At 48.7% G+C, this 17,927-nt stretch carries 21 protein-coding genes; 7 read left to right on the top strand and 14 right to left on the bottom strand.

The features are described from left to right. Positions 1–93 precede the first annotated feature (93 nt). The 4 genes from ACLM7Z_RS10910 (at position 94) to rbr (ending at position 2,308) form a co-directional block, all read left to right on the top strand. The gene (locus ACLM7Z_RS10910) at positions 94–681 is read left to right on the top strand and encodes a sigma-70 family RNA polymerase sigma factor (protein WP_087021366.1); all 588 of its coding nucleotides are present in this window, start codon (positions 94–96) and stop codon (positions 679–681) included. A 67-nt stretch (positions 682–748) separates the two neighbouring features. Further along, complete coding sequence (locus ACLM7Z_RS10905) at positions 749–1,027, top strand: zinc-ribbon domain containing protein (RefSeq protein ID WP_087021780.1); 279 nt, start codon at positions 749–751, stop codon at positions 1,025–1,027. A 216-nt stretch (positions 1,028–1,243) separates the two neighbouring features. Beyond that, positions 1,244–1,450: a DUF1858 domain-containing protein gene (locus ACLM7Z_RS10900; protein WP_087021369.1), complete on the top strand. Its 207-nt coding sequence runs from the start codon at positions 1,244–1,246 to the stop codon at positions 1,448–1,450. A gap of 192 nt (positions 1,451–1,642) precedes the next feature. Further along, positions 1,643–2,308: a rubrerythrin gene (gene rbr, locus ACLM7Z_RS10895; protein WP_435645015.1), complete on the top strand. Its 666-nt coding sequence runs from the start codon at positions 1,643–1,645 to the stop codon at positions 2,306–2,308. A gap of 124 nt (positions 2,309–2,432) precedes the next feature. Here rbr and ACLM7Z_RS10890 read toward each other — a convergent pair whose 3' ends face one another. The 11 genes from ACLM7Z_RS10890 to ACLM7Z_RS10840 form a co-directional block, all read right to left on the bottom strand. After that, positions 2,433–2,702 (bottom strand): hypothetical protein, encoded by a 270-nt coding sequence (locus tag ACLM7Z_RS10890; protein ID WP_087021375.1) that lies wholly within the window; start codon positions 2,700–2,702, stop codon positions 2,433–2,435. 169 nt (positions 2,703–2,871) lie between these two features. Next, the gene (gene guaA, locus ACLM7Z_RS10885; RefSeq protein ID WP_087021378.1) at positions 2,872–4,413 is read right to left on the bottom strand and encodes a glutamine-hydrolyzing GMP synthase; all 1,542 of its coding nucleotides are present in this window, start codon (positions 4,411–4,413) and stop codon (positions 2,872–2,874) included. Positions 4,414–4,525: 112 nt separating this feature from the next. Further along, on the bottom strand, positions 4,526–6,301 hold the full coding sequence (locus ACLM7Z_RS10880) for an Rqc2 family fibronectin-binding protein (RefSeq protein WP_435645014.1): 1,776 nt from the start codon (positions 6,299–6,301) through the stop codon (positions 4,526–4,528). A 25-nt stretch (positions 6,302–6,326) separates the two neighbouring features. After that, positions 6,327–7,103, bottom strand: a complete 777-nt coding sequence (locus tag ACLM7Z_RS10875; protein WP_087021384.1) for a Nif3-like dinuclear metal center hexameric protein — start codon at positions 7,101–7,103, stop codon at positions 6,327–6,329. 5 nt (positions 7,104–7,108) lie between these two features. Beyond that, on the bottom strand, positions 7,109–7,816 hold the full coding sequence (locus ACLM7Z_RS10870; RefSeq protein ID WP_087021386.1) for a tRNA (adenine(22)-N(1))-methyltransferase: 708 nt from the start codon (positions 7,814–7,816) through the stop codon (positions 7,109–7,111). Between the two features lie 262 nt (positions 7,817–8,078). Further along, a complete protein-coding gene (locus tag ACLM7Z_RS10865) occupies positions 8,079–8,297 on the bottom strand; it encodes a hypothetical protein (protein WP_087021389.1) in 219 nt (72 codons plus the stop codon). Between the two features lie 86 nt (positions 8,298–8,383). After that, positions 8,384–8,554 carry a hypothetical protein gene (locus tag ACLM7Z_RS10860; protein WP_165761151.1) on the bottom strand — a complete coding sequence of 57 codons (171 nt, stop codon included), beginning with the start codon at positions 8,552–8,554 and terminating at the stop codon, positions 8,384–8,386. Between the two features lie 40 nt (positions 8,555–8,594). After that, positions 8,595–8,780 carry a hypothetical protein gene (locus tag ACLM7Z_RS10855; RefSeq protein WP_087021392.1) on the bottom strand — a complete coding sequence of 62 codons (186 nt, stop codon included), beginning with the start codon at positions 8,778–8,780 and terminating at the stop codon, positions 8,595–8,597. A gap of 135 nt (positions 8,781–8,915) precedes the next feature. Next, positions 8,916–9,170, bottom strand: a complete 255-nt coding sequence (locus ACLM7Z_RS10850) for a uroporphyrinogen decarboxylase family protein (protein WP_435645013.1) — start codon at positions 9,168–9,170, stop codon at positions 8,916–8,918. Between the two features lie 511 nt (positions 9,171–9,681). Next, on the bottom strand, positions 9,682–10,455 hold the full coding sequence (locus ACLM7Z_RS10845; protein ID WP_087021395.1) for a sulfite exporter TauE/SafE family protein: 774 nt from the start codon (positions 10,453–10,455) through the stop codon (positions 9,682–9,684). Between the two features lie 2 nt (positions 10,456–10,457). Further along, positions 10,458–10,889, bottom strand: a complete 432-nt coding sequence (locus tag ACLM7Z_RS10840) for a MarR family winged helix-turn-helix transcriptional regulator (protein ID WP_435645012.1) — start codon at positions 10,887–10,889, stop codon at positions 10,458–10,460. Between the two features lie 199 nt (positions 10,890–11,088). On the opposite strand from ACLM7Z_RS10840, the gene ACLM7Z_RS10835 reads away from it, so the two are divergent. Beyond that, positions 11,089–11,511 (top strand): transcriptional regulator, encoded by a 423-nt coding sequence (locus tag ACLM7Z_RS10835; protein ID WP_273350328.1) that lies wholly within the window; start codon positions 11,089–11,091, stop codon positions 11,509–11,511. 144 nt (positions 11,512–11,655) lie between these two features. Further along, positions 11,656–11,940: a helix-turn-helix domain-containing protein gene (locus tag ACLM7Z_RS10830; protein ID WP_087021402.1), complete on the top strand. Its 285-nt coding sequence runs from the start codon at positions 11,656–11,658 to the stop codon at positions 11,938–11,940. Positions 11,941–12,733: 793 nt separating this feature from the next. On the opposite strand, the gene ACLM7Z_RS10825 is transcribed toward ACLM7Z_RS10830, so the two are convergent. Together ACLM7Z_RS10825 and ACLM7Z_RS10820 are read right to left on the bottom strand one after the other, a co-directional pair. Beyond that, a complete protein-coding gene (locus ACLM7Z_RS10825; protein ID WP_273350329.1) occupies positions 12,734–13,753 on the bottom strand; it encodes a Gfo/Idh/MocA family protein in 1,020 nt (339 codons plus the stop codon). A 357-nt stretch (positions 13,754–14,110) separates the two neighbouring features. After that, positions 14,111–16,522 (bottom strand): UvrD-helicase domain-containing protein, encoded by a 2,412-nt coding sequence (locus ACLM7Z_RS10820; protein WP_273350330.1) that lies wholly within the window; start codon positions 16,520–16,522, stop codon positions 14,111–14,113. 196 nt (positions 16,523–16,718) lie between these two features. Between ACLM7Z_RS10820 and ACLM7Z_RS10815 the strand changes: the two genes are divergently transcribed. Next, positions 16,719–17,255, top strand: a complete 537-nt coding sequence (locus ACLM7Z_RS10815) for a DUF1836 domain-containing protein (RefSeq protein ID WP_435645011.1) — start codon at positions 16,719–16,721, stop codon at positions 17,253–17,255. 47 nt (positions 17,256–17,302) lie between these two features. Here the strand turns inward: ACLM7Z_RS10815 and ACLM7Z_RS10810 are convergent, their stop codons facing one another. After that, positions 17,303–17,920 carry a TIGR04100 family radical SAM protein gene (locus ACLM7Z_RS10810; RefSeq protein WP_242969860.1) on the bottom strand — a complete coding sequence of 206 codons (618 nt, stop codon included), beginning with the start codon at positions 17,918–17,920 and terminating at the stop codon, positions 17,303–17,305. Between the last annotated feature and the right edge of the window lie 7 nt (positions 17,921–17,927).

Here is a 17,927-nt window from a genome sequence, read left to right as displayed (position 1 = left end):
TTTGTGTCGATAAAGTGAACAAATATTATTGACAAATTGTTAACGATGGGGTATAATCGAAGCAATATGATGTATAGCAATGAAACTCTCACAATGGAAGACTACTCGGATGAACAGTTGTGCGCGCTGGCACAGCAGGGAGACCGCACTGCGGAAGAACTGCTGGTTGAACGCTATTTCAGCGTGGTCAAGGCCTGTTCCCGTCCATATTTTCTGGCAGGAGGCGACGGGGAAGACCTGATTCAGGAGGGCATGCTCGGTCTGCTCAAGGCGGTGCGCGCATTTTCATCCGAACGCGGCGTGCCGTTTGAGGCGTTTGCGCGCATGTGTATTATGCGCCGTATCTATTCCGCCGTCAGTGCGGCTTCCGCTGCCAAGCATGAACCGCTCAATCATTCGGAGAGCATTGCAAAAACCCCTCTTTTTGACGAAAATACTGAAACGGCGCACGCGGCTGCTGATCCGGCTTATCTGGTCATCGGCGCGGAGGAGCACCGGGAAAGACAGCAGAAACTGATGTCTCTGTTGTCTGCGTTCGAAGCCAGGGTTCTCGCATTGTATTTGGACGGCTGTTCCTATGAAGAAATGGCTGCAGAAGTCGGCAAACCCGTAAAGTCGGTGGACAACGCAATCCAGCGCATCCGGCGGAAGGCCGCAACATTTTTGGGCGAACACAGGTAACGTCCTGTGCGCAATAAAATTCAGTCTTTCCGCGAACGCGGAGGACAAGTCACAGAGAGGTATCATGATGTATCAGGATAAGACATTGGTATGCAAGGAATGCGGTCAGGAATTCGTTTTTTCTGCCGGAGAACAGGCTTTTTACGCAGAGCGTGGTTTCCAGAACGAGCCGCAGCGCTGCAAGGCTTGCCGCGACAAGAGAAAGAACGCAGCCAAGGCACCGCGTGAATATTTCACCGCAACCTGTGCGGCATGCGGCGGAGAGGCAAAAATCCCGTTTCAGCCGAAGAACGACCGCCCAGTTTATTGCAGCGAGTGCTTTGCCAAGATGAAGGCAGAGGGCTGATTAGACAGATAAGAACGAAAAGCGTCTATCGTTGATCGATGGACGCTTTTTTATGAAATTAGTAATATCAAAAAAATATGTGAGAAAATCAGCTGGAAATTTATAAAAATTTCCGACTGATTTTCTGGTTTTTCAGTTGCAGCGTATTGAAAAACATCCGGAGAGACAGTATAATACTAAAGTAATCTATTTCTAAAACACAGGAGGTCATTTTCCATGGCTGCAATTTCCAAACAGACCACGATCGGCGAGGTTCTCGCAATTGATATCAATACCGCCCAGTTCTTTATCAACATCGGCATGCACTGCCTCGGCTGCCCGCATTCTCAGGGTGAAAGTATTGAGGAAGCCTGCATGGTTCATGGCACCAATGCGGACGAGCTGGTAACGGAGATCAACAACTACCTTGCAAGCAAGGCTTAATTTTCAAATCGAAACCGGAAGGGCGGCGCAGTATTGGGTCGCCCTTCTTTTTATGTAAGTTTTACACAAAAAAGTTTGACAAAACTACGCAAATTTGGTAATATAATAAAAACAGCGTGTAGCGTAACTGCGTAAATCCAGTTGAATTGCTACTCGCTGTTTTTATTTTTACAGATTTGGAGGAATCAGACAATGGAAAAATGGAGATGTACTGTTTGTGGATATATTCATGAGGGCCCGATGACGCAGGACTTTACCTGCCCGCGCTGTAAACAGCCGGCATCTGCTTTCGTTCCGGTAGAAGACGAGAAGTCAGACAGCCGCAGTAAGTATGCCGGAACCAAAACGGAAAAAAATCTCGAAGAAGCGTTTTCCGGCGAGAGTCAGGCGCGCAATAAATATACATTCTTTGCCGCAGTCGCACAGCACGAAGGATATGAGCAGCTGGCAGAGCTGTTCCTGAAGACAGCCCGCAATGAGCAGGAGCATGCACGGATGTGGTTCGAGGCTCTGGGCGGTATCGGTGGCACGTCTGCAAATCTTCTGGCTGCCGCAGAAGGCGAAAATTACGAGTGGACGGATATGTATGACCGTATGGCGAAGGAAGCTGACGAAGAAGGTTTCCCGGAAATGGCTGAAAAGTTCCGCCGTGTCGGTGCGATTGAAAAAGCACATGAAGAGCGCTATCGCAAGCTGTTGAACAACGTAGAAATGAAGCAGGTCTTTGCGAAGAGCGGACAGACAATGTGGGAATGCCGCGTCTGCGGCCATCTGGTCGTCGGCATGGAAGCACCGGAAGTCTGTCCGGTCTGTGCACATGCGCAGAGCTATTTTGAGGTCCGCAAGGAAAATTACTGATTAGACTATCTGTCAGGCTGCTTTTAACAATATATCGCAAGCTTTTAATTTCTGATATCAAATATCATGCATAAAAGGCCCTGAGATGCATTTGTATCTCAGGGCTCATCTTTTCAGCAGAACGTCACGGAAGATCCGGTTCCGGAATATCATTTTCCAGATTATCCCGTGCAAGATCGTTGTCTATGACAGAATAAATGTCAGAGATTGGCTTTTCCGCTGTGTGCGGATGCGCGTGGAATACCTTTTGTGACGGGGGAACAGTCCCTGAAATGATGGGGTTTGCTTTGCTTTTTCCAGTCTTGGCTTTTCCCTGAAGCTCCGGTACCGGTGTCGCATCATTTCTGCGTTGCGTGTGCGTCCGCTCCGGACGTTTCATCCCTTGCTTTGCCATAAAATCACCTCAGGAACAGTATGTGCTCTTATCATTCTTTTTAGCCAACACTTGGATGAGTCAATTTTGTGTAGCAAAAAAAAAACAACCCTATTTCGTTAGAAAGCAATTGTTTCAAGCGAAATAGGGTTGTTTTAGAACTTATTGGTCGATAAATTCAGTTATGCAATTATTCCCACTCAATGGTTGCCGGCGGCTTGGACGTGATATCGTACACAATGCGGTTGATACCGGCAACCTCGTTGACAATGCGGCTCGATGCCTTGTCCAGTACCTCATATGGGATTCTTGCCCAGTCTGCGGTCATGAAATCGGTTGTCGTGACACCGCGCAGTGCGAGCGTATAGTCATAGGTTCTTGCATCACCCATAACGCCGACAGAACGCATGTTGGTCAGAACCGCAAAATACTGATTGATGGAATACTGAAGACCGGCATTGGCAATTTCTTCGCGGAAGATGGCATCTGCATCGCGCAGAATGTCTGCCTTTTCCTTGGTAATTTCACCGATAATACGGATTGCAAGACCCGGGCCCGGGAACGGCTGGCGCATGACAAGATATTCCGGCAGACCAAGCTCACGGCCGAGCTGGCGAACTTCATCCTTAAACAGCATGCGGAGCGGTTCAATAATCTGGAACTGAACATCGTCCGGCAGGCCGCCGACGTTGTGATGGCTCTTGATTACAGCCGCATCGCCCTTGCCGGATTCAATGACATCCGGGTAAATAGTGCCCTGTACCAGAAAATCAACCTGACCGACCTTGCTGGATTCTTCCTCAAAGACACGGATAAATTCTGCGCCGATGATCTTGCGCTTTTTCTCCGGTTCCGTGACACCCGCCAGCTTGTCGAGGAAGCGCTGTTCCGCATCTGCGCGGACAAAATTGATATCCCACTTTTTGAAAGCGGCTTCGACCTCGTCGCCTTCATTTTTGCGCATCAGGCCGTGGTCAACAAAGACACAGGTCAGCTGGTTGCCGACCGCTTCTGCCAGCAGAGCAGCTGCAACAGAAGAATCGACACCACCGGACAGACCAAGCAGTACCTTGCCATCGCCAACCTGCTCGCGGACAGCGGCAATTGCAGTTTTGCAGTAGTCCTCCATCGTCCAGTCACCGACTGCGCCGCAGACATTATACAGGAAGTTGTGCAGCATATCCTGACCGTGCTCGGTATGGTTGACCTCCGGATGATACTGTACGCCATAGAAACCACGCGATTCATCAGCAATTGCGACGTTCGGACAGGCATCGGAATGTGCAACCAGTGCAAAGCCTTCCGGTACACGTGCCATATAATCGCTGTGACTCATCCAGGAGATGCCCTCTTCCGGCAGACCCTGGAACAGTTTGCAGTCCGTGTTGTAATAGGTCTTGGTTTTGCCGTATTCACGGGCGGAATCATCCTGTGCCGGTGTGACTTCGCCGCCCAGTGTATAGGCCATCAGCTGACAGCCATAGCAGATACCAAGAACCGGGACACCCCATTCAAAAATTTCCTTGGAAATGTGGGGAGATTCCTCCAGATATACGCTGTTCGGTCCACCGGTAAAGATAATGCCAATTGGGTTCAGCGCCTTTAATTCCTCCAACGGGGTTGTATATGGCTTGACCTCACAATATACATTGTTTTCGCGCACACGGCGGGCAATCAACTGATTATACTGTCCGCCGAAGTCAATAATCAGAACATACTGATGATTCTTCATCCGAATATACTCCTTTTTCCTTTCGTGAACTGGCATGTGCATGCACATTGCGCTCAATAAGATTTATTCTTTTAATTATGCCATAGAATAGCACAAACGACAAGATATTTTCTCATTCGATACGCATTTTTTCGATTTTCTTTTCATCTGGTGTGACAAAAGCGGTCTGATAGACATGATAAATGACCATGCCGGGCTTGGCACCATTTGGCTTTTTGATGTTGCGCACCTGGGAATAATCTACAGGGATCTGTGCCGAACCGCGCGCCTGCGAATGCCAGGCGGCAATTTCAGCTGCTTCTGTCATCGCTTCATTGGTGGGATCACGCCCGTCACAGACAAGGATGACATGGGAACCATGGATTTTCTGTGTATGGAACCACATGTCGCTCTTAAATGCCGTTTTTAATGTCAGAAGATCGTTTTGTGTGTTATTCTTTCCGGCAAATACATCGAAACCATCACTCGTCCTGTAATGAAACGGCTTGCCCTGTACCGGCTTGGCACGACGGCGTTTTTTCTTGTCCTGCTTGGCGGAAAGATAGCCGGTGTTCACGAGCTCCTCATTGATCTGTGCCAAATCGGTGAGATTTTCCGCTTCTGAAATGGACTCCAGAACGCTGTCCAGATAAGCCAGCTCCTGTTCGCCCTGCGCAATCTGCTCCGTCAGTTTTTCTTCGGCATTTTTCGCCTTGGTATACAGCTTGAACTGCTTTTGTGCGTTCTGCTGGGGAGAGAGGCGGATATCCAGATCCAGTTCCACCTCTGGGCACGCCGGATCATAATAATCAATGACGCGTACCTTGCGCGCACCCGGTTCAATCTGATACAAATTCGCCGTAATCAGATCGCCACGGCGCTTGTATTTGTCGCGGTTCTGCGAACGGCTCAGCTCCTGCCGCTGCGCCGCCAGCTTGCGGCGCATGCGATCACGTGCATTTTGTATCGTGTGGGTCATATTCTGCGCACGGCGACGGATATGTTCCATACTGCTCTTTTTCTCGTAGAATTCTGCGAGGAGCTGGGAAAAGCTATCCGTCTGTTGATTGTGCATCAGATCGCCGTATTGCGTGACTGGCATGACAGTGAAATCAAAGACACTGTCGTCTTCCGCATGGGTGAGCAGATATGGTTTCATGCGGTTGTCCTCGATCATCTGGACAAAATCTGCGAGCACATCGGCAAGACTGCTGCGTTCGCCGTCCGTGAGGTCACACATTGGTTTGGCTGTTTCGCCGCAGGCACGGCAGGCCAACTCACGACAGAGCAGGGGAGACAGTCCTTTGAAATGGCTGAGCAGCCAGCGGTCTGCCGCCGTATCATCATCCGCGTTTTTGATTGCTGCGGCAATGCCTGCCTGAGACACCTCGAGCAGGTTCACTTTGTCCTGCGGGGGCGGCATGCGGTAAAATAATCCGGGCAGAACCTGCCGTTTGCCGGAAGTATCGCCATCGACACGCTTAATGGCATCCAGAATGCGTCCGTCTTCACCGTAGAGGATAATGTTGGAATATTTGCCCATCATCTCGACGGCGAGATATTTTTTGCTCGGTATACCCATTTCGTCTACGGTATCGCACTCAATGATTGCCATGCGTTCCATATCAGGAGAGGTAACAGAAACAATTTTTGCGCCTTGCAGGTGCTTGCGCAGCAGCATGCAGAACATCGGGGGAGCAGCGGGGTTTTCGCGTCCGGTTTCAATGAAATGCATCCGGGGTGCTCCGGCACCTACAGACAGCAGCAGTTTGACACCGCCCCGCATCAGTCGGACAGACAGCACAAGCTCATCGCGCTCCGGCTGATAGATTTTATCAATTCGACCACCGGCCATGCGCGTGCTGATTTCGCGTACAGTGGCCAGCAGACACACAGCATCTAATGGCATAGGGAAGTACTCCTTATTTTTTTATTTAATAAAATGAAATACAGTCGCAGTGGACATCAGAGACCTCAACCGTAAGGTTGGGAAACTGTTCCGCGATCAGATCACGGAAGCCACGGGCAACCGGATTTTCCGTCGGAAAATGTCCTGCATCCAGCAAGTTCAGCCCGATATCATGCGCTTTCATCATGATATCATAGCTGCAATCGCCAATGACAAAGGTATCTGCACCTTTTCGCACGGCGAAGTCCATCAGCTTGCCGCAGGCGCCGCCGCCGACTGCCACACGGCGTACCGGTTTGCCGCCATCTGCAACACGCACGCCGCCCGCACCGAGTGAAAGCTTCACATGCTTTGCAAATTCCTCCAACGTCATGTCGCGCGGCAAATTTCCGACCCTGCCGAGATTTCCGCCTTCGCCCGCCTCCATATTTTCTACATCGGTCAGGCCGAGCGACGCGGCGAGCAGATCATTGACACCTGCTGACGCACAGTCCATATTGGTATGCATGCAGATGCCGGAAATACCTTTCCGAATCATCGAGATCAGAATTTTTCCGGTCACGGTATCCGATGTAACACGACTGACGGAAGTGAAAATCACCGGATGATGTGCCACAATCAGATTGCAGCCGCGCTCCGCAGCTTCTTCAACAACCGCTTCCGTGATATCCAGTGCACACAACACACCTTCCACCTGTGCCTCCGGGTCACCGACCAGCAGGCCGACGTTGTCCCAGCTCTCCGCCAGTTCATACGGTGCCGCCTGTTCCAGACACTGCAATACCTGTTTTACCTGAATCATATCTGTCACTCCTTTTCCAGTTGCTCCAATTCGCCGGACAATACACGGACATTGCCGCGGTGTAGTGCCAGCTCATCCGGTTTTTGATGTTGTGCCGCTTCGAGCGAGGCACAGATTTTTTCCTCCCGGCTGAGCAGACGCGCCAGATAATCTGCCGCAAGGGGATCGCACAACAGTGCATCCGAAATACAACAATCGGACAGTGTTTTTTCCATGCATTCTCCGCCGCCGCGCACGGTCATTACAGTATACATGCGTTTTCCTTCCCGGCACAGCGATTCCTTTTGTATGATACCTCCGTGCGCCGCCAGATACTGTCGCAGCTGCGCCTGTGCGGTCATGGCCTGCAAGAGCAACAAATGCTCACCGTCCAGCGCCCACGGATCCTCTTCAAGAATCTGCGCAATGGTTTCGCCGCCCATGCCGGCGATGACAATGGTATCGGCTTCCTTTGGTGTGACTGTACATAATCCTGCACCGAGCCGCAGTGAAATTTCGTTTTCAAAGCCAAATTGTTCAGCTGTGCGGGCGGCGCTTTCCAACGGACCTGTTCGGATATCTGACGCAATGGCAGATACAATGCGCTTTCTGCGCAGCAGTGCTGCCGGGATAAGTGCATGATCCGTGCCAATATCGGCAAGCCGCGCACCCTGCGGCACCTGCTCCATAATCATGCGCAGGCGCGGTGTCAGATGCATTCGATTGTCCTGCATAGAAATTCCTCCCTGCACAAATAAATCTCATGTTTTGCCAGACATTATCTGTATGTTTCAGATATGTCTCAGGCAATCCCAAAGCAAAAATCAGTTTACAGATATGATAAGGCTCTTCTCTGATGGAAGAGCCTCAACATAACAGAATAATTTTATCATATCAGAGCTGATTTGGCAAATCAATTTGGCAAACAGCGATGGCAAAAGCCCATAAGCAAAGCCCGGCGACCAATCCGGCTGCCGGGCTGCTATTTATCTGTGGTCAGCATCGGCAGGTGCCAACTTTGAAAATGTGCATTGCAGTGATCTGCGGCGGAATGCTCATAGTCATTGCACCGCTGAACAGAACGTGCACTACATCACCGGGGCGGAACCTGCGTGCAAAAGATGTGTGAACAAGGACTTCCTGCGATGTGCGGCGGTCACGAACCAGTAAATTGTTCGGACGAACCTCCCGCACAGTTGCGATCATGGTCGTCATACCATCGACCCCCTATACATCAGATTATGTCGCAGCAAGCCGCAATGTTACAGAGGAGTTATGTAGCCGCCAGAAGGCGGCGGGAGCTACATGATATGCTCCTCTGCACAGTTATCCAGCACACGCACACCCATCTCTTCTCTCAAAGCGACAGGGAAGTTCGCAATACTGACTGCATCAAATTTGGCACACAGGCGCTGCTCTGGATTCAGGCGCAGATCATCTGTCCGATCCGGCCTGTCGGTTTGCTTTGCCATATCATCACCCCCGGAAATAGTATGCCGCGGGGAGGGCATCTTATTCGACCGCACTCTGTGCATCCAAACTGGACACCAGCTGTTGCATTTCCTGTTTGGAACGGACGCTGTGTGTTTTCTGAAGAACCGCCAGCTTCTCTGATTCCGTCAGTGATTCAAATTTTTTCATAGCAGCTTCATTCTGCGCCAGTGCCATCCCGAAACCCAGGGGAAGTTCCAGTTTCATCACAATCACCTCTGGAACAGTTTTTGCGGAAAGATATTGCGGTATGCATCGCTGTGGAAATATAGCAACCCCCCCCGGAGTTACCGGGGGGCAATTCATCATATTTCTGATATAGGGAGCCAGAGGCAGAAGAACTCAACCGAAATGCTCGGCGTTATATTCATGCGCTGCCTTGAAAGCTGCCCAGATGTTTTCAGCCGGCGTATCACCGACAATGTTGTGGATGGTGTTGAAGACATAGCCGCCGCCCTTGGACAGGATATCAATGCGCTCCTTTACCTGCGCAGCAACTTCTTCCGGCGTACCGTACGGCAGCATCTGCTGCGTATCTACACCGCCGCCCCAGAATACGAGCTTATCGCCATATTTCTCCTTGAGCATTCTGCACATACATTGATACCGGTCTGACCGGTTGCGCCGAAGTCAATCGGAACACGGTCCGGCTGCTGGTGGTTGATCGCAGCAATTACTCTTTCTCTCGAAGTCATAGGGATCCTCCTTGTCTCGTTCCAGAATGTTTTGTGATATCCTGTTACTTTCTGAATCTCATTATAAACGAGCGGTATTCGGAAAAAAATGATGATACCTGCTGTTCACTTTGGAATTCATGCTCTGTTTTATTTGGGCAAAAGAAACAAAGAATCGACTATTTTCTTCGAAAAAATGTCCTCATTACCTATTCAAGTGAGCGAAAATGCTACAAGAATAGTGAAAAAAGAAGGGATGTGCTGATAAATTGCTGTGCGCCCATGACTATCATATGAATGCAGGATGCAGTCTGATGAGCCAGATCGTACAGTCGCTCCAATGCAATACAGTAGGGAAGCGCTCTGGTACTTTTTCAGAAAGTACAGGCGAAAACGGTACGGGGAAGTCAATCGGCAATGTTGCTTTCAAACAGTCAGAAGAAATTGACGCCGAGGATGACTACACCGAGCAAAAGCAATACAACACCGGTTACACGGTTCAACACCTTTGGCTGCGCTTGGTTGGCTATGGTTGCTGCAATTCTTGCCCAAACAAAAGTAAAGGCAACACACAAAATCAGTGTCAGAGCATCGGGCATTCCGCCGATTGCAAAATGGCTGACACATCCCGTAAGCGCTGTGAAGGTCATCACAAATACACTGGTTCCGACTGCACATTTTAATTCATATCCAAGCATTGTGGTCAATACAAGCAGCATCATCATGCCGCCGCCGGCACCGACAAAACCACAGATAAAACCGATGACGATGCCGCCAATGACAGATTTCACCATCCTGGTTCTTTGCGGAATTGATTCCATGGCCTCTTTGGTGGTCATAACTGGCTTTACAATAAATTTAATGCCGAGCAGCATGGTCATAAAGACGGAAAAATTGCTCATCGTTGCATTCGGCACAAGGCTTGCGACAAAGCTGCCGACCAACGTAAAGAGCAATACAAACACCATCATGATGAGTCCGTTTTTTATGTCGAGATTTTTATTTTTCTTGTAGGTATAAGCGCTGACTGCGCTTGCAAGAACATCGCTTGCCAGTGCAATGCCAACCGCCGTATACGCAGGAATACCCAGAAAAGTAATCAGCATCGGGCTGATAACAGCAGCTGCACTCATTCCGGCAAAGCCAGTGCCAATACCGGCACCGGCACCAGCCAGAAAACAAACAAAAATTTTAATAAAGAGTTCCATTTTTAAACCTCCGGGTGGATGTTATCACGGGCATTGGTGTACATACGGGAAAACAGCGCTTTACAGAATTCAAATTCTTCGTTGGAAAATCCTCGGAACAATTGTTGTGCAAATTTCATTTGTGCTGTTTTACCGTCGTTTAAGATGTCTGCTGCCGCGTCTGTTATGGCCAGATGAACAGTCTTTCGATTGCCGTTTTGATAGGATTTTGTGATATACCGCTTGTTTTCCAACGATTTCAGCGCAGAAGAAACGTGAGATTTTGTCAGCATTCGCAATTTTACGATGTCTGAAGCAGTGTCATGCTGCGGGTTATTGTGGAGAAACATGAGAATATCAAATTCCATCTGTGTCAGGCCATATGCAGCACAGACAGGTTTTGTACACTGGATATAAAACGTGTGTATGACTTTTTGATTTTCCCAGAAAAGCACACCATCACCTCCAAAAAAAGTTCTATTTAGAACTATTATAGCACGCAATCAAAATATTGCAAGGTTTATCGGCTACGGAATGAGACAATAGTTACGATTTACAGATTCAAAATTTGTTTACAAACGTAACATTGACAAGTGAGAGGAAGACGACTATAATTGCTAACATAGAAAGCTAATTCCGTTAGGAGAATATGATATGGATTATACAGCTTTGGCAGAGGATCTGCTTCAGACGCGAACGAGTATGTCGCAGATGACCGTTGAGCGCCAGATGTCAAAAATGATGAAAGGGGAAATTTTTCTTCTGGGTTATCTGTCATCTCACAACAATCAAGCCTATCCAAAGGAACTCAGCAAAGGAATGAAGGTGAGTACCGCAAGAATCGCTACCATTCTCAATCATTTGGAGGAGCAACAGTTCATTACCCGCACAACAGATGCACAGGATAACCGTCAGATCATTGTAACCCTGACAAAAGCCGGCATGCAGGCTGCGCAGGAACATCGCGCGCAAATGTTGGACTATTTGGTTAAGATGCTCGAACTGCTCGGGCCAGAGGATGCCAAAGAATATGTTCGGCTTCAAAAAAAGCTGCTACAGGTTTTTCGCACAGCATGAAAGAATTGCTGCCTACAGCTACAGGCTGTAGGCGACTCTTTTTCCATAATTGCTAATTCCGTTAGCAATTATATAAGAACAAGCTAAAATTTACTGCACGAAGGACTGTGCAGGACAAAATAATACTATCAAAGGGTGTTTTATATGAAAAAAAACAACAGCATTGCACAGACATTAAAAAGCCTGCGGGAAGAAGCAGGCTATTCCATTGAGCGTCTGGCTCAGTTTTTCGATGGAAACATTACCATGATTTCCGAATGGGAAAATGGAACGAGAGAGCCGAGTATTTATGATTGCTGTGTTTTGAGCGGCCTATATAATATTTCGCTGGACAGCATGGTTGCTGCGATTTCACCGGGGGAATTGCTGCCGGAAAATATGCAGAGCGAATATGCGCATGAGTCCTGGATCAATCGTCTGGCTTGCTGACAAGCAGCGGGTCTGGATTTTTTATTGAATTCCAACTCGAACCTATTGGAAACGCAGAAGCTTTCTGAGCAGTTTGAGCCAAAGGTATGTGCCGAACTGCTCAGAAAGATGGTTTGAAACGGATTGCAATAAGTTTGCAACAAGACAGTTCAGAACGTATGGAATCGACATGGCAAGTTCAAGCTTGAGATCGCCCAGAGGAGCAATATTATGAGTTGAACAAAATAAAAATTTTGTTCAACTGGAGATAGGGGTCTTCCGGAAAACCGGCCAAATCAGCCAAATTTTCCACGAATTGGATTTTGAAATTTTTCGTGTTTTTTGTTTGCAGTCTGCACATTATTTTTTCGTCACAATCCGTCTGCCGTTTTGTTTACGAATCTGTTATTCCTAAAATAAAATCAAAAAAATCCGCAGTCCGGCCATCTGTCAATTCTAAATGGATTGCCGTGAGCTGTGGATTTATAATTTTTATTTGGATTCCGAGTATTAATTTTATAGTTGCATCAAAAACTTTTTACTATGCTGACTTTGCTATCAGGCATTTTGTGCGGCTTTGTCACGCTTTTGCCGTCATCGATTTGTTTGCCACAATTGTCCCGCGTTCCGATGCCTTTTGTCAGGTGGATTCAAACGTCTCCTTTTTAACCATATTGTATTTGTTTTCATTGTATTTTATAGGGTTTATAACAGCTTTTTTGCATAATTCTTCCGTCAGTGTTACAATCAGGTTCCTGAAAAAAAGCCGTGGTATCCAAAACCGGATACCACGGCTCGTCTGTATGTTTTTGAATCAATATTCAACCTTGACGGCCTTGCCGCTGTGGAACGAATCCGTGATCGCATACGTAACAATAGTCGCCTTCGTACCATCATATACTGTTAACTCTGGTTTGCGATCCTTTTGGATGCAATCGATGAAATCAACCATCTCAAGCAGGTAGGCTTCCGCAAAACGCTGCGGGAAGTTCTCAATGATCTCCTGCCGTGCGCCGTACTGATCGTATACCATGGTACGATCTTTCCAAGGTACACCTGCAACACGAATGTGGCCTTCGGTTCCGACGATCTCGGTCTCAGTGTGATAACCATGCGGCGCGGTGCGGCCAACATGCAGGAAAGCAACCGTACCGTTATCCAGCTTGAGCATCGCCATGCCGGTCTCTGTGTCGCCGTTTTCGGTGAATTCCGGATGCTTAAACGTCGTACCAGCCGCATAAACCTCGGTAATCTCGCCGCCCAGGAACCAACGCATAAGGTCGATGTCATGCGAAGCCGCGTCGATAAAGATACCGCCTGAAGTCTTTGAGAACTTAATGCAGCTCTCGACCAGTGCTTCCGGATCAAGACCGGTTGCTTTGACCAGATAAGGCTTACCAATCTTGTTTGCATCAATCTGCGCCTTCGCATGGGCATAAGACGGATCATAGCGGCGCATAAAGCCAAGGAAGAACACTTTGTCCGGATGACGCTCGACGGCGGCTTCGGCACGTTTGCATTCCTCGAGCGAGCAGCCGAGCGGCTTGTCACAGAATACATGCTTGCCGGCGTCCAAAGCATACTCGATCATCCAGCAGTGCTCAGGCGAAGACGAAACGATAGCGACAGCTTCGATGTCGGCTTCATCAATCATTTTCTTGTAGTCGGTCGTGGCGAAATCAACATTGAGGTAATCCTTCGCCCATTCCAGTTCCTTCTCATCAAGCGAACACGCGGCGACTAACTTGCATCCGGGAATTTTGAATGCTAAATTCTCGGCATGGACAGAGCCGAGACGTCCCAGACCGACAATACCAACTTTTACTTCCTTCATGATAATTCTCCTTTTCTATAAATGAGGTTGTGGAAGCCCACTGCCCTCTTTTCTCCCATTTTTCTGCCTGACATTTGTCAACAGCGAAGCATTCCGTCTTCTGTGTAGTTGTAATAAATAACAGTTCTGCATATTTTATATAAATCAAAGTTTAACTTCTCTTTTCCTTATCATATCAGGTGTATCGGCTGTTTTCCATTGCAATTATTGCGTTTGGTCTTATAATTATTGCTGTCCGGACAGCGAATGAGAGAGCCAAAACCGTGCGTTCAGGGAGTTCTGTTGGCTGGAAGAATGCCGGAAATTACATATGAAGAGCGCCTGCAGATGCAGGCGCTCTTGCCGTGAGAATATAAATCAATCCTGTTTGGTCATAAAATTCATAGCGGACTTTGCCATCAGGCGTTTTGTGCCGACCTTGTCAAATGACACCTCGAGCAAAATATCTCCGCCCATCGGCCTGCACGACGTAATCATGCCATGGCCGAATGCTTTGTGGTCAACCTGATCTCCGGGCTTCAGATCAACTGCCGCCACACTGGACGGCTTCTTTCTGGTTGCTGTATTCGTATGAATGTTACCTGAAATATCATGTGCCCGCTTGGAGTAAAATTTCGGATTCGGCTGAAACTCCTGCTTTTCAAGAATTTCTCGCTTGGTTTCCATAATGTTGGAATCGACAAAATCCTTCGGGATTTCTTCTAAAAACCGGGACGGTCTGGAATATTGGGTTCTGCCATACATCATACGGCGCTCCGCACAGGTCAAATACAGCTGTTTTTTTGCGCGTGTCACAGCAACATAACACAAACGGCGTTCCTCTTCCAGATCTTCCTCCTTTTCCACTGCACGGAAGCCCGGGAAAATTCCCTCTTCCATGCCAACAAGGAACACATTCGGGAATTCCAATCCCTTTGCAGAGTGCATTGTCATCATGACAACTGCATCGGCTTCCGCGTCCATGCGGTCAATATCCGTGAACAGTGAAACTTCTTCCATAAATCCACCCAGCGTTGGATTTTCTTCGCGTTGCGCATATTCCGCAATATTTGACTTGAGTTCCATCGTGTTTTCAATACGCCCTTGTGACTCGGAATCCCCCTTGGCTTCGAGTGCTGCAAGGTATCCGGTGTGCTCCATGACCTGTTCATAGAACTCATCCAGCGGCATATATTCCAACATTTTTTGCAGATCGAGAATCAGATTTGCAAATTTAGTCAGTGCGGCGCTCGCACGGCCTAATTCCGGATATTCGCCTGCATGGGATACAATATCAAACAATGTCGTATTGTGCTGTTCCGCGAGAGTTGCGGCTGTTTCTACGGTTTTATTGCCGATTTTGCGCGCAGGTACATTGATAATGCGTTTCAGGCGCAGGTCATCTGCCGGGTTCAGGATAACCCACAGATACGCAAGCATATCCTTGACTTCGGCGCGGTCAAAGAAGCGCAGGCCGCTGACAATGCGGTACGGGATGCTGTTGCGTTTGAATGCAGATTCAATGTTATTGGACAGCACGTGATTGCGATACAAAATCGCGTAATCCCCCCAGCGGTTTCCCTCAGAGAAGCCGTCGAGGATGGTTTCTGCAATGTATTCCGCTTCCCCCTCCTGTGTCTCGGAACGATGAAAGCGGATTTTTGCGCCATCTCCATTGTCTGTCCACAGCTCTTTCCCCTTTCGGCGCGCGTTGTTGCGGATCAGCTCATTGGCTGCATTCAAGATATTCTGTGTCGAACGATAATTCTGTTCCAGACGGATGGTCTTTGCGTTTTTGTACTGCTGCTCAAATTCCAGAATATTGGTGATTGTCGCGCCCCGGAATTTATAAATACTCTGGTCGTCGTCACCGACCACACAGATATTTTCATAGCCGCCTGCGAGCAGGCTGATGAGCACATACTGTGCGTGGTTGGTATCCTGATATTCGTCTGCGAGAACATAGCGGAACTGGCGCTGATAATGCTCCAGAATGTCCGGATTTCCCTGCAACAGTTGGACGGTTTTCATAATAATATCGTCGAAATCCATTGCATTGGATTCCTTGAGCTGCCGGGCATATTCCTTATAAATTTCTGCGACAGTCATCTGATAATAGTTGTCTCCTGCTTCCAGCTCAAACATGCGCGGCGTCTGGAGATTGTCCTTTGCACGTCCAATGGTGCTGGCAATCGTTCGGACATCAAAGATCTTGTCGTCTAACTTTTTCCCCTTGATAATTGCGGTCAACACACGTTTTTGGTCATCCGCGTCGTAAATCGTGAACGAACGGTCGTAGCCGATGGCTTCGCAGTTGCGCCGCAGGATGCGTACACAGGCGGAATGAAATGTCGATGCCCAGATATCGCGTGCAAAATCTTCGCCAACTGCGCGCTCCAGGCGCTGCTGGATTTCCTTTGCCGCCTTGTTGGTAAATGTAATGGCGAGAATCTGCCACGGGCGTGCGGGCTGGACAGCACATAGCAGCTCGGCGCGCATGCGATTTTCTTCCGTGGGATGGCGCAGGTAATCGCGCAGGAATAACAAATCGTCTTCGGTTGCGTCCTCCGGTGCAAATTCACAGGAATAACCGCGCCCAAACCGCAGGATATTGATGATGCGGTGAATTAAGACAGTGGTCTTGCCGCTGCCTGCGCCTGCGAGCACAAGCAGAGGGCCTTCGGTATGAAAAACTGCCTCACGCTGGCGGTCATTGAGCGATTCAAATTCCCGTTCAATAATCGCGCTGCGCAGTGCAGCATACTGTATGTCAAATCTTGTTTGCTCCATGATGATCTCCTTCAAAACAGCAGACTGGACTTTCAGTATAGCACAATTTTAGTGGAGGAACAAGGATGCAGCGGCCAGCCTCTTTCAAACCGCCATGCGGTTTTAAATACAAGATGACAGATTGTTGAGTTCCTTGTAACCTCTTCTCTGTTATGCTATAATAAAGAAAACAAACCGTATCACAGGGGGAAGGAAAATGGATTCATTTATTCAATCAGACAAGGCACAGGAGATGCGGGAATACACACTGCCCAGATTCCATGAACTGCCGAAAATCCAGATCTATCTGGATCAGTTGATTACTGTGCTCCAACAGATTCTCAGCCCGCTGTTTGACGCGGATGCGCAGCAGTGTATGACAGCGTCAATGATTAACAATTATGCCAAGCAGGGTGTCATCAGCCGCCCGGTCAAAAAGAAATATACCCGCGATCATATCGCCTACCTGATCTTTATTGCTGCATCCAAGCAGGTGCTGTCGATTGACGGCATCCGCAAGCTGATTCAGATCCAGTTGGACAGCTATCCGCTTGAAGCCGCATATGATTATTTCTGCACGGAGTTGGAGAATGCACTGCATGCTGTTTTCAACGGCGCGGAGCCGCCAGCAGACACTGCCAGTACGCAGACACAGCAGACCAAACTCATGCGCGCCGATGTGTCTGCCATTGCGCACAAAATTTATCTTTCAAAATATCTCGAGCAATTTGCCGCACAGCAGGCGCAGGACTGACAACACGAAAGCCCAATCCAAACGGATTGGGCTTTTCTCTGTCTTTGTCAATCTTCCCACGGGCGAATGCGATAGCGTGCGCCAATGCTTTCGCAGATTGCGCGACACTGTGCTTCTTCCTCATGGGAAATCGTTGTGTCAACCGTCGTCATCACAACCTCAGGGACTGTCTTGACGCAGTCCTTCGCAAAACGGATCATCGCGTCAAACGACTGTTCACCGAATTTGCTGCGGGTCAGTCGGAGGTATTCCTCTGCATTCGGTGTGTTCAGACTGATGGAAACAACATCAATCAGACCGGACAATCGATCGGCAATCGGCTCACCGTTGACCAGATCGCCGAGGCCATTGGTATTGATGCGGATTTCCAGTTCCGGGCACTTGGATTTGATGTACTGCGCCGTGCGGAGCAGCATATCCAGGCGTTCTGTCGGCTCGCCGAAGCCACAGAACACGGCTTCGCTGTATTTGTCCAGATCACAGCCATCAATTGCCGCCGTGATTTCCTCATAGGACGGTTCATGCTCGAGCCAGAGTCCGCCGGAATTGCCCACATGATCCATGGTCTGCCGCAGGCAGAACGTGCAGGCACACGGGCAGCGGTTGGTCAGGTTGATATACAGACCGTTGTGTACATCGTACACAATCGTCATTTCTTTTTTCATCGGGAAT

Source organism: Butyricicoccus porcorum, from assembly GCF_051246315.1.
GTDB lineage: Bacteria > Bacillota > Clostridia > Oscillospirales > Butyricicoccaceae > Butyricicoccus_A > Butyricicoccus_A porcorum.
Note: the sequence above shows the minus strand (reverse complement) of the source record. Positions and strands in the feature narration are given on the sequence as shown.

Bases quoted from the DNA above. Each gene is read 5' to 3' on its own strand.
- ACLM7Z_RS10910 (WP_087021366.1), top strand. From the start codon at position 94: ATGGAAGACTACTCGGATGAACAGTTGTGCGCGCTGGCACAGCAGGGA.
- ACLM7Z_RS10905 (WP_087021780.1), top strand. From the start codon at position 749: ATGTATCAGGATAAGACATTGGTATGCAAGGAATGCGGTCAGGAATTC.
- ACLM7Z_RS10900 (WP_087021369.1), top strand. From the start codon at position 1,244: ATGGCTGCAATTTCCAAACAGACCACGATCGGCGAGGTTCTCGCAATT.
- rbr (WP_435645015.1), top strand. From the start codon at position 1,643: ATGGAAAAATGGAGATGTACTGTTTGTGGATATATTCATGAGGGCCCG.
- ACLM7Z_RS10890 (WP_087021375.1), bottom strand. From the start codon at position 2,702: ATGGCAAAGCAAGGGATGAAACGTCCGGAGCGGACGCACACGCAACGC.
- guaA (WP_087021378.1), bottom strand. From the start codon at position 4,413: ATGAAGAATCATCAGTATGTTCTGATTATTGACTTCGGCGGACAGTAT.
- ACLM7Z_RS10880 (WP_435645014.1), bottom strand. From the start codon at position 6,301: ATGCCATTAGATGCTGTGTGTCTGCTGGCCACTGTACGCGAAATCAGC.
- ACLM7Z_RS10875 (WP_087021384.1), bottom strand. From the start codon at position 7,103: ATGATTCAGGTAAAACAGGTATTGCAGTGTCTGGAACAGGCGGCACCG.
- ACLM7Z_RS10870 (WP_087021386.1), bottom strand. From the start codon at position 7,816: ATGCAGGACAATCGAATGCATCTGACACCGCGCCTGCGCATGATTATG.
- ACLM7Z_RS10865 (WP_087021389.1), bottom strand. From the start codon at position 8,297: ATGACGACCATGATCGCAACTGTGCGGGAGGTTCGTCCGAACAATTTA.
- ACLM7Z_RS10860 (WP_165761151.1), bottom strand. From the start codon at position 8,554: ATGGCAAAGCAAACCGACAGGCCGGATCGGACAGATGATCTGCGCCTG.
- ACLM7Z_RS10855 (WP_087021392.1), bottom strand. From the start codon at position 8,780: ATGAAACTGGAACTTCCCCTGGGTTTCGGGATGGCACTGGCGCAGAAT.
- ACLM7Z_RS10850 (WP_435645013.1), bottom strand. From the start codon at position 9,170: ATGTGCAGAATGCTCAAGGAGAAATATGGCGATAAGCTCGTATTCTGG.
- ACLM7Z_RS10845 (WP_087021395.1), bottom strand. From the start codon at position 10,455: ATGGAACTCTTTATTAAAATTTTTGTTTGTTTTCTGGCTGGTGCCGGT.
- ACLM7Z_RS10835 (WP_273350328.1), top strand. From the start codon at position 11,089: ATGGATTATACAGCTTTGGCAGAGGATCTGCTTCAGACGCGAACGAGT.
- ACLM7Z_RS10830 (WP_087021402.1), top strand. From the start codon at position 11,656: ATGAAAAAAAACAACAGCATTGCACAGACATTAAAAAGCCTGCGGGAA.
- ACLM7Z_RS10825 (WP_273350329.1), bottom strand. From the start codon at position 13,753: ATGAAGGAAGTAAAAGTTGGTATTGTCGGTCTGGGACGTCTCGGCTCT.
- ACLM7Z_RS10820 (WP_273350330.1), bottom strand. From the start codon at position 16,522: ATGGAGCAAACAAGATTTGACATACAGTATGCTGCACTGCGCAGCGCG.
- ACLM7Z_RS10815 (WP_435645011.1), top strand. From the start codon at position 16,719: ATGGATTCATTTATTCAATCAGACAAGGCACAGGAGATGCGGGAATAC.
- ACLM7Z_RS10810 (WP_242969860.1), bottom strand. From the start codon at position 17,920: ATGAAAAAAGAAATGACGATTGTGTACGATGTACACAACGGTCTGTAT.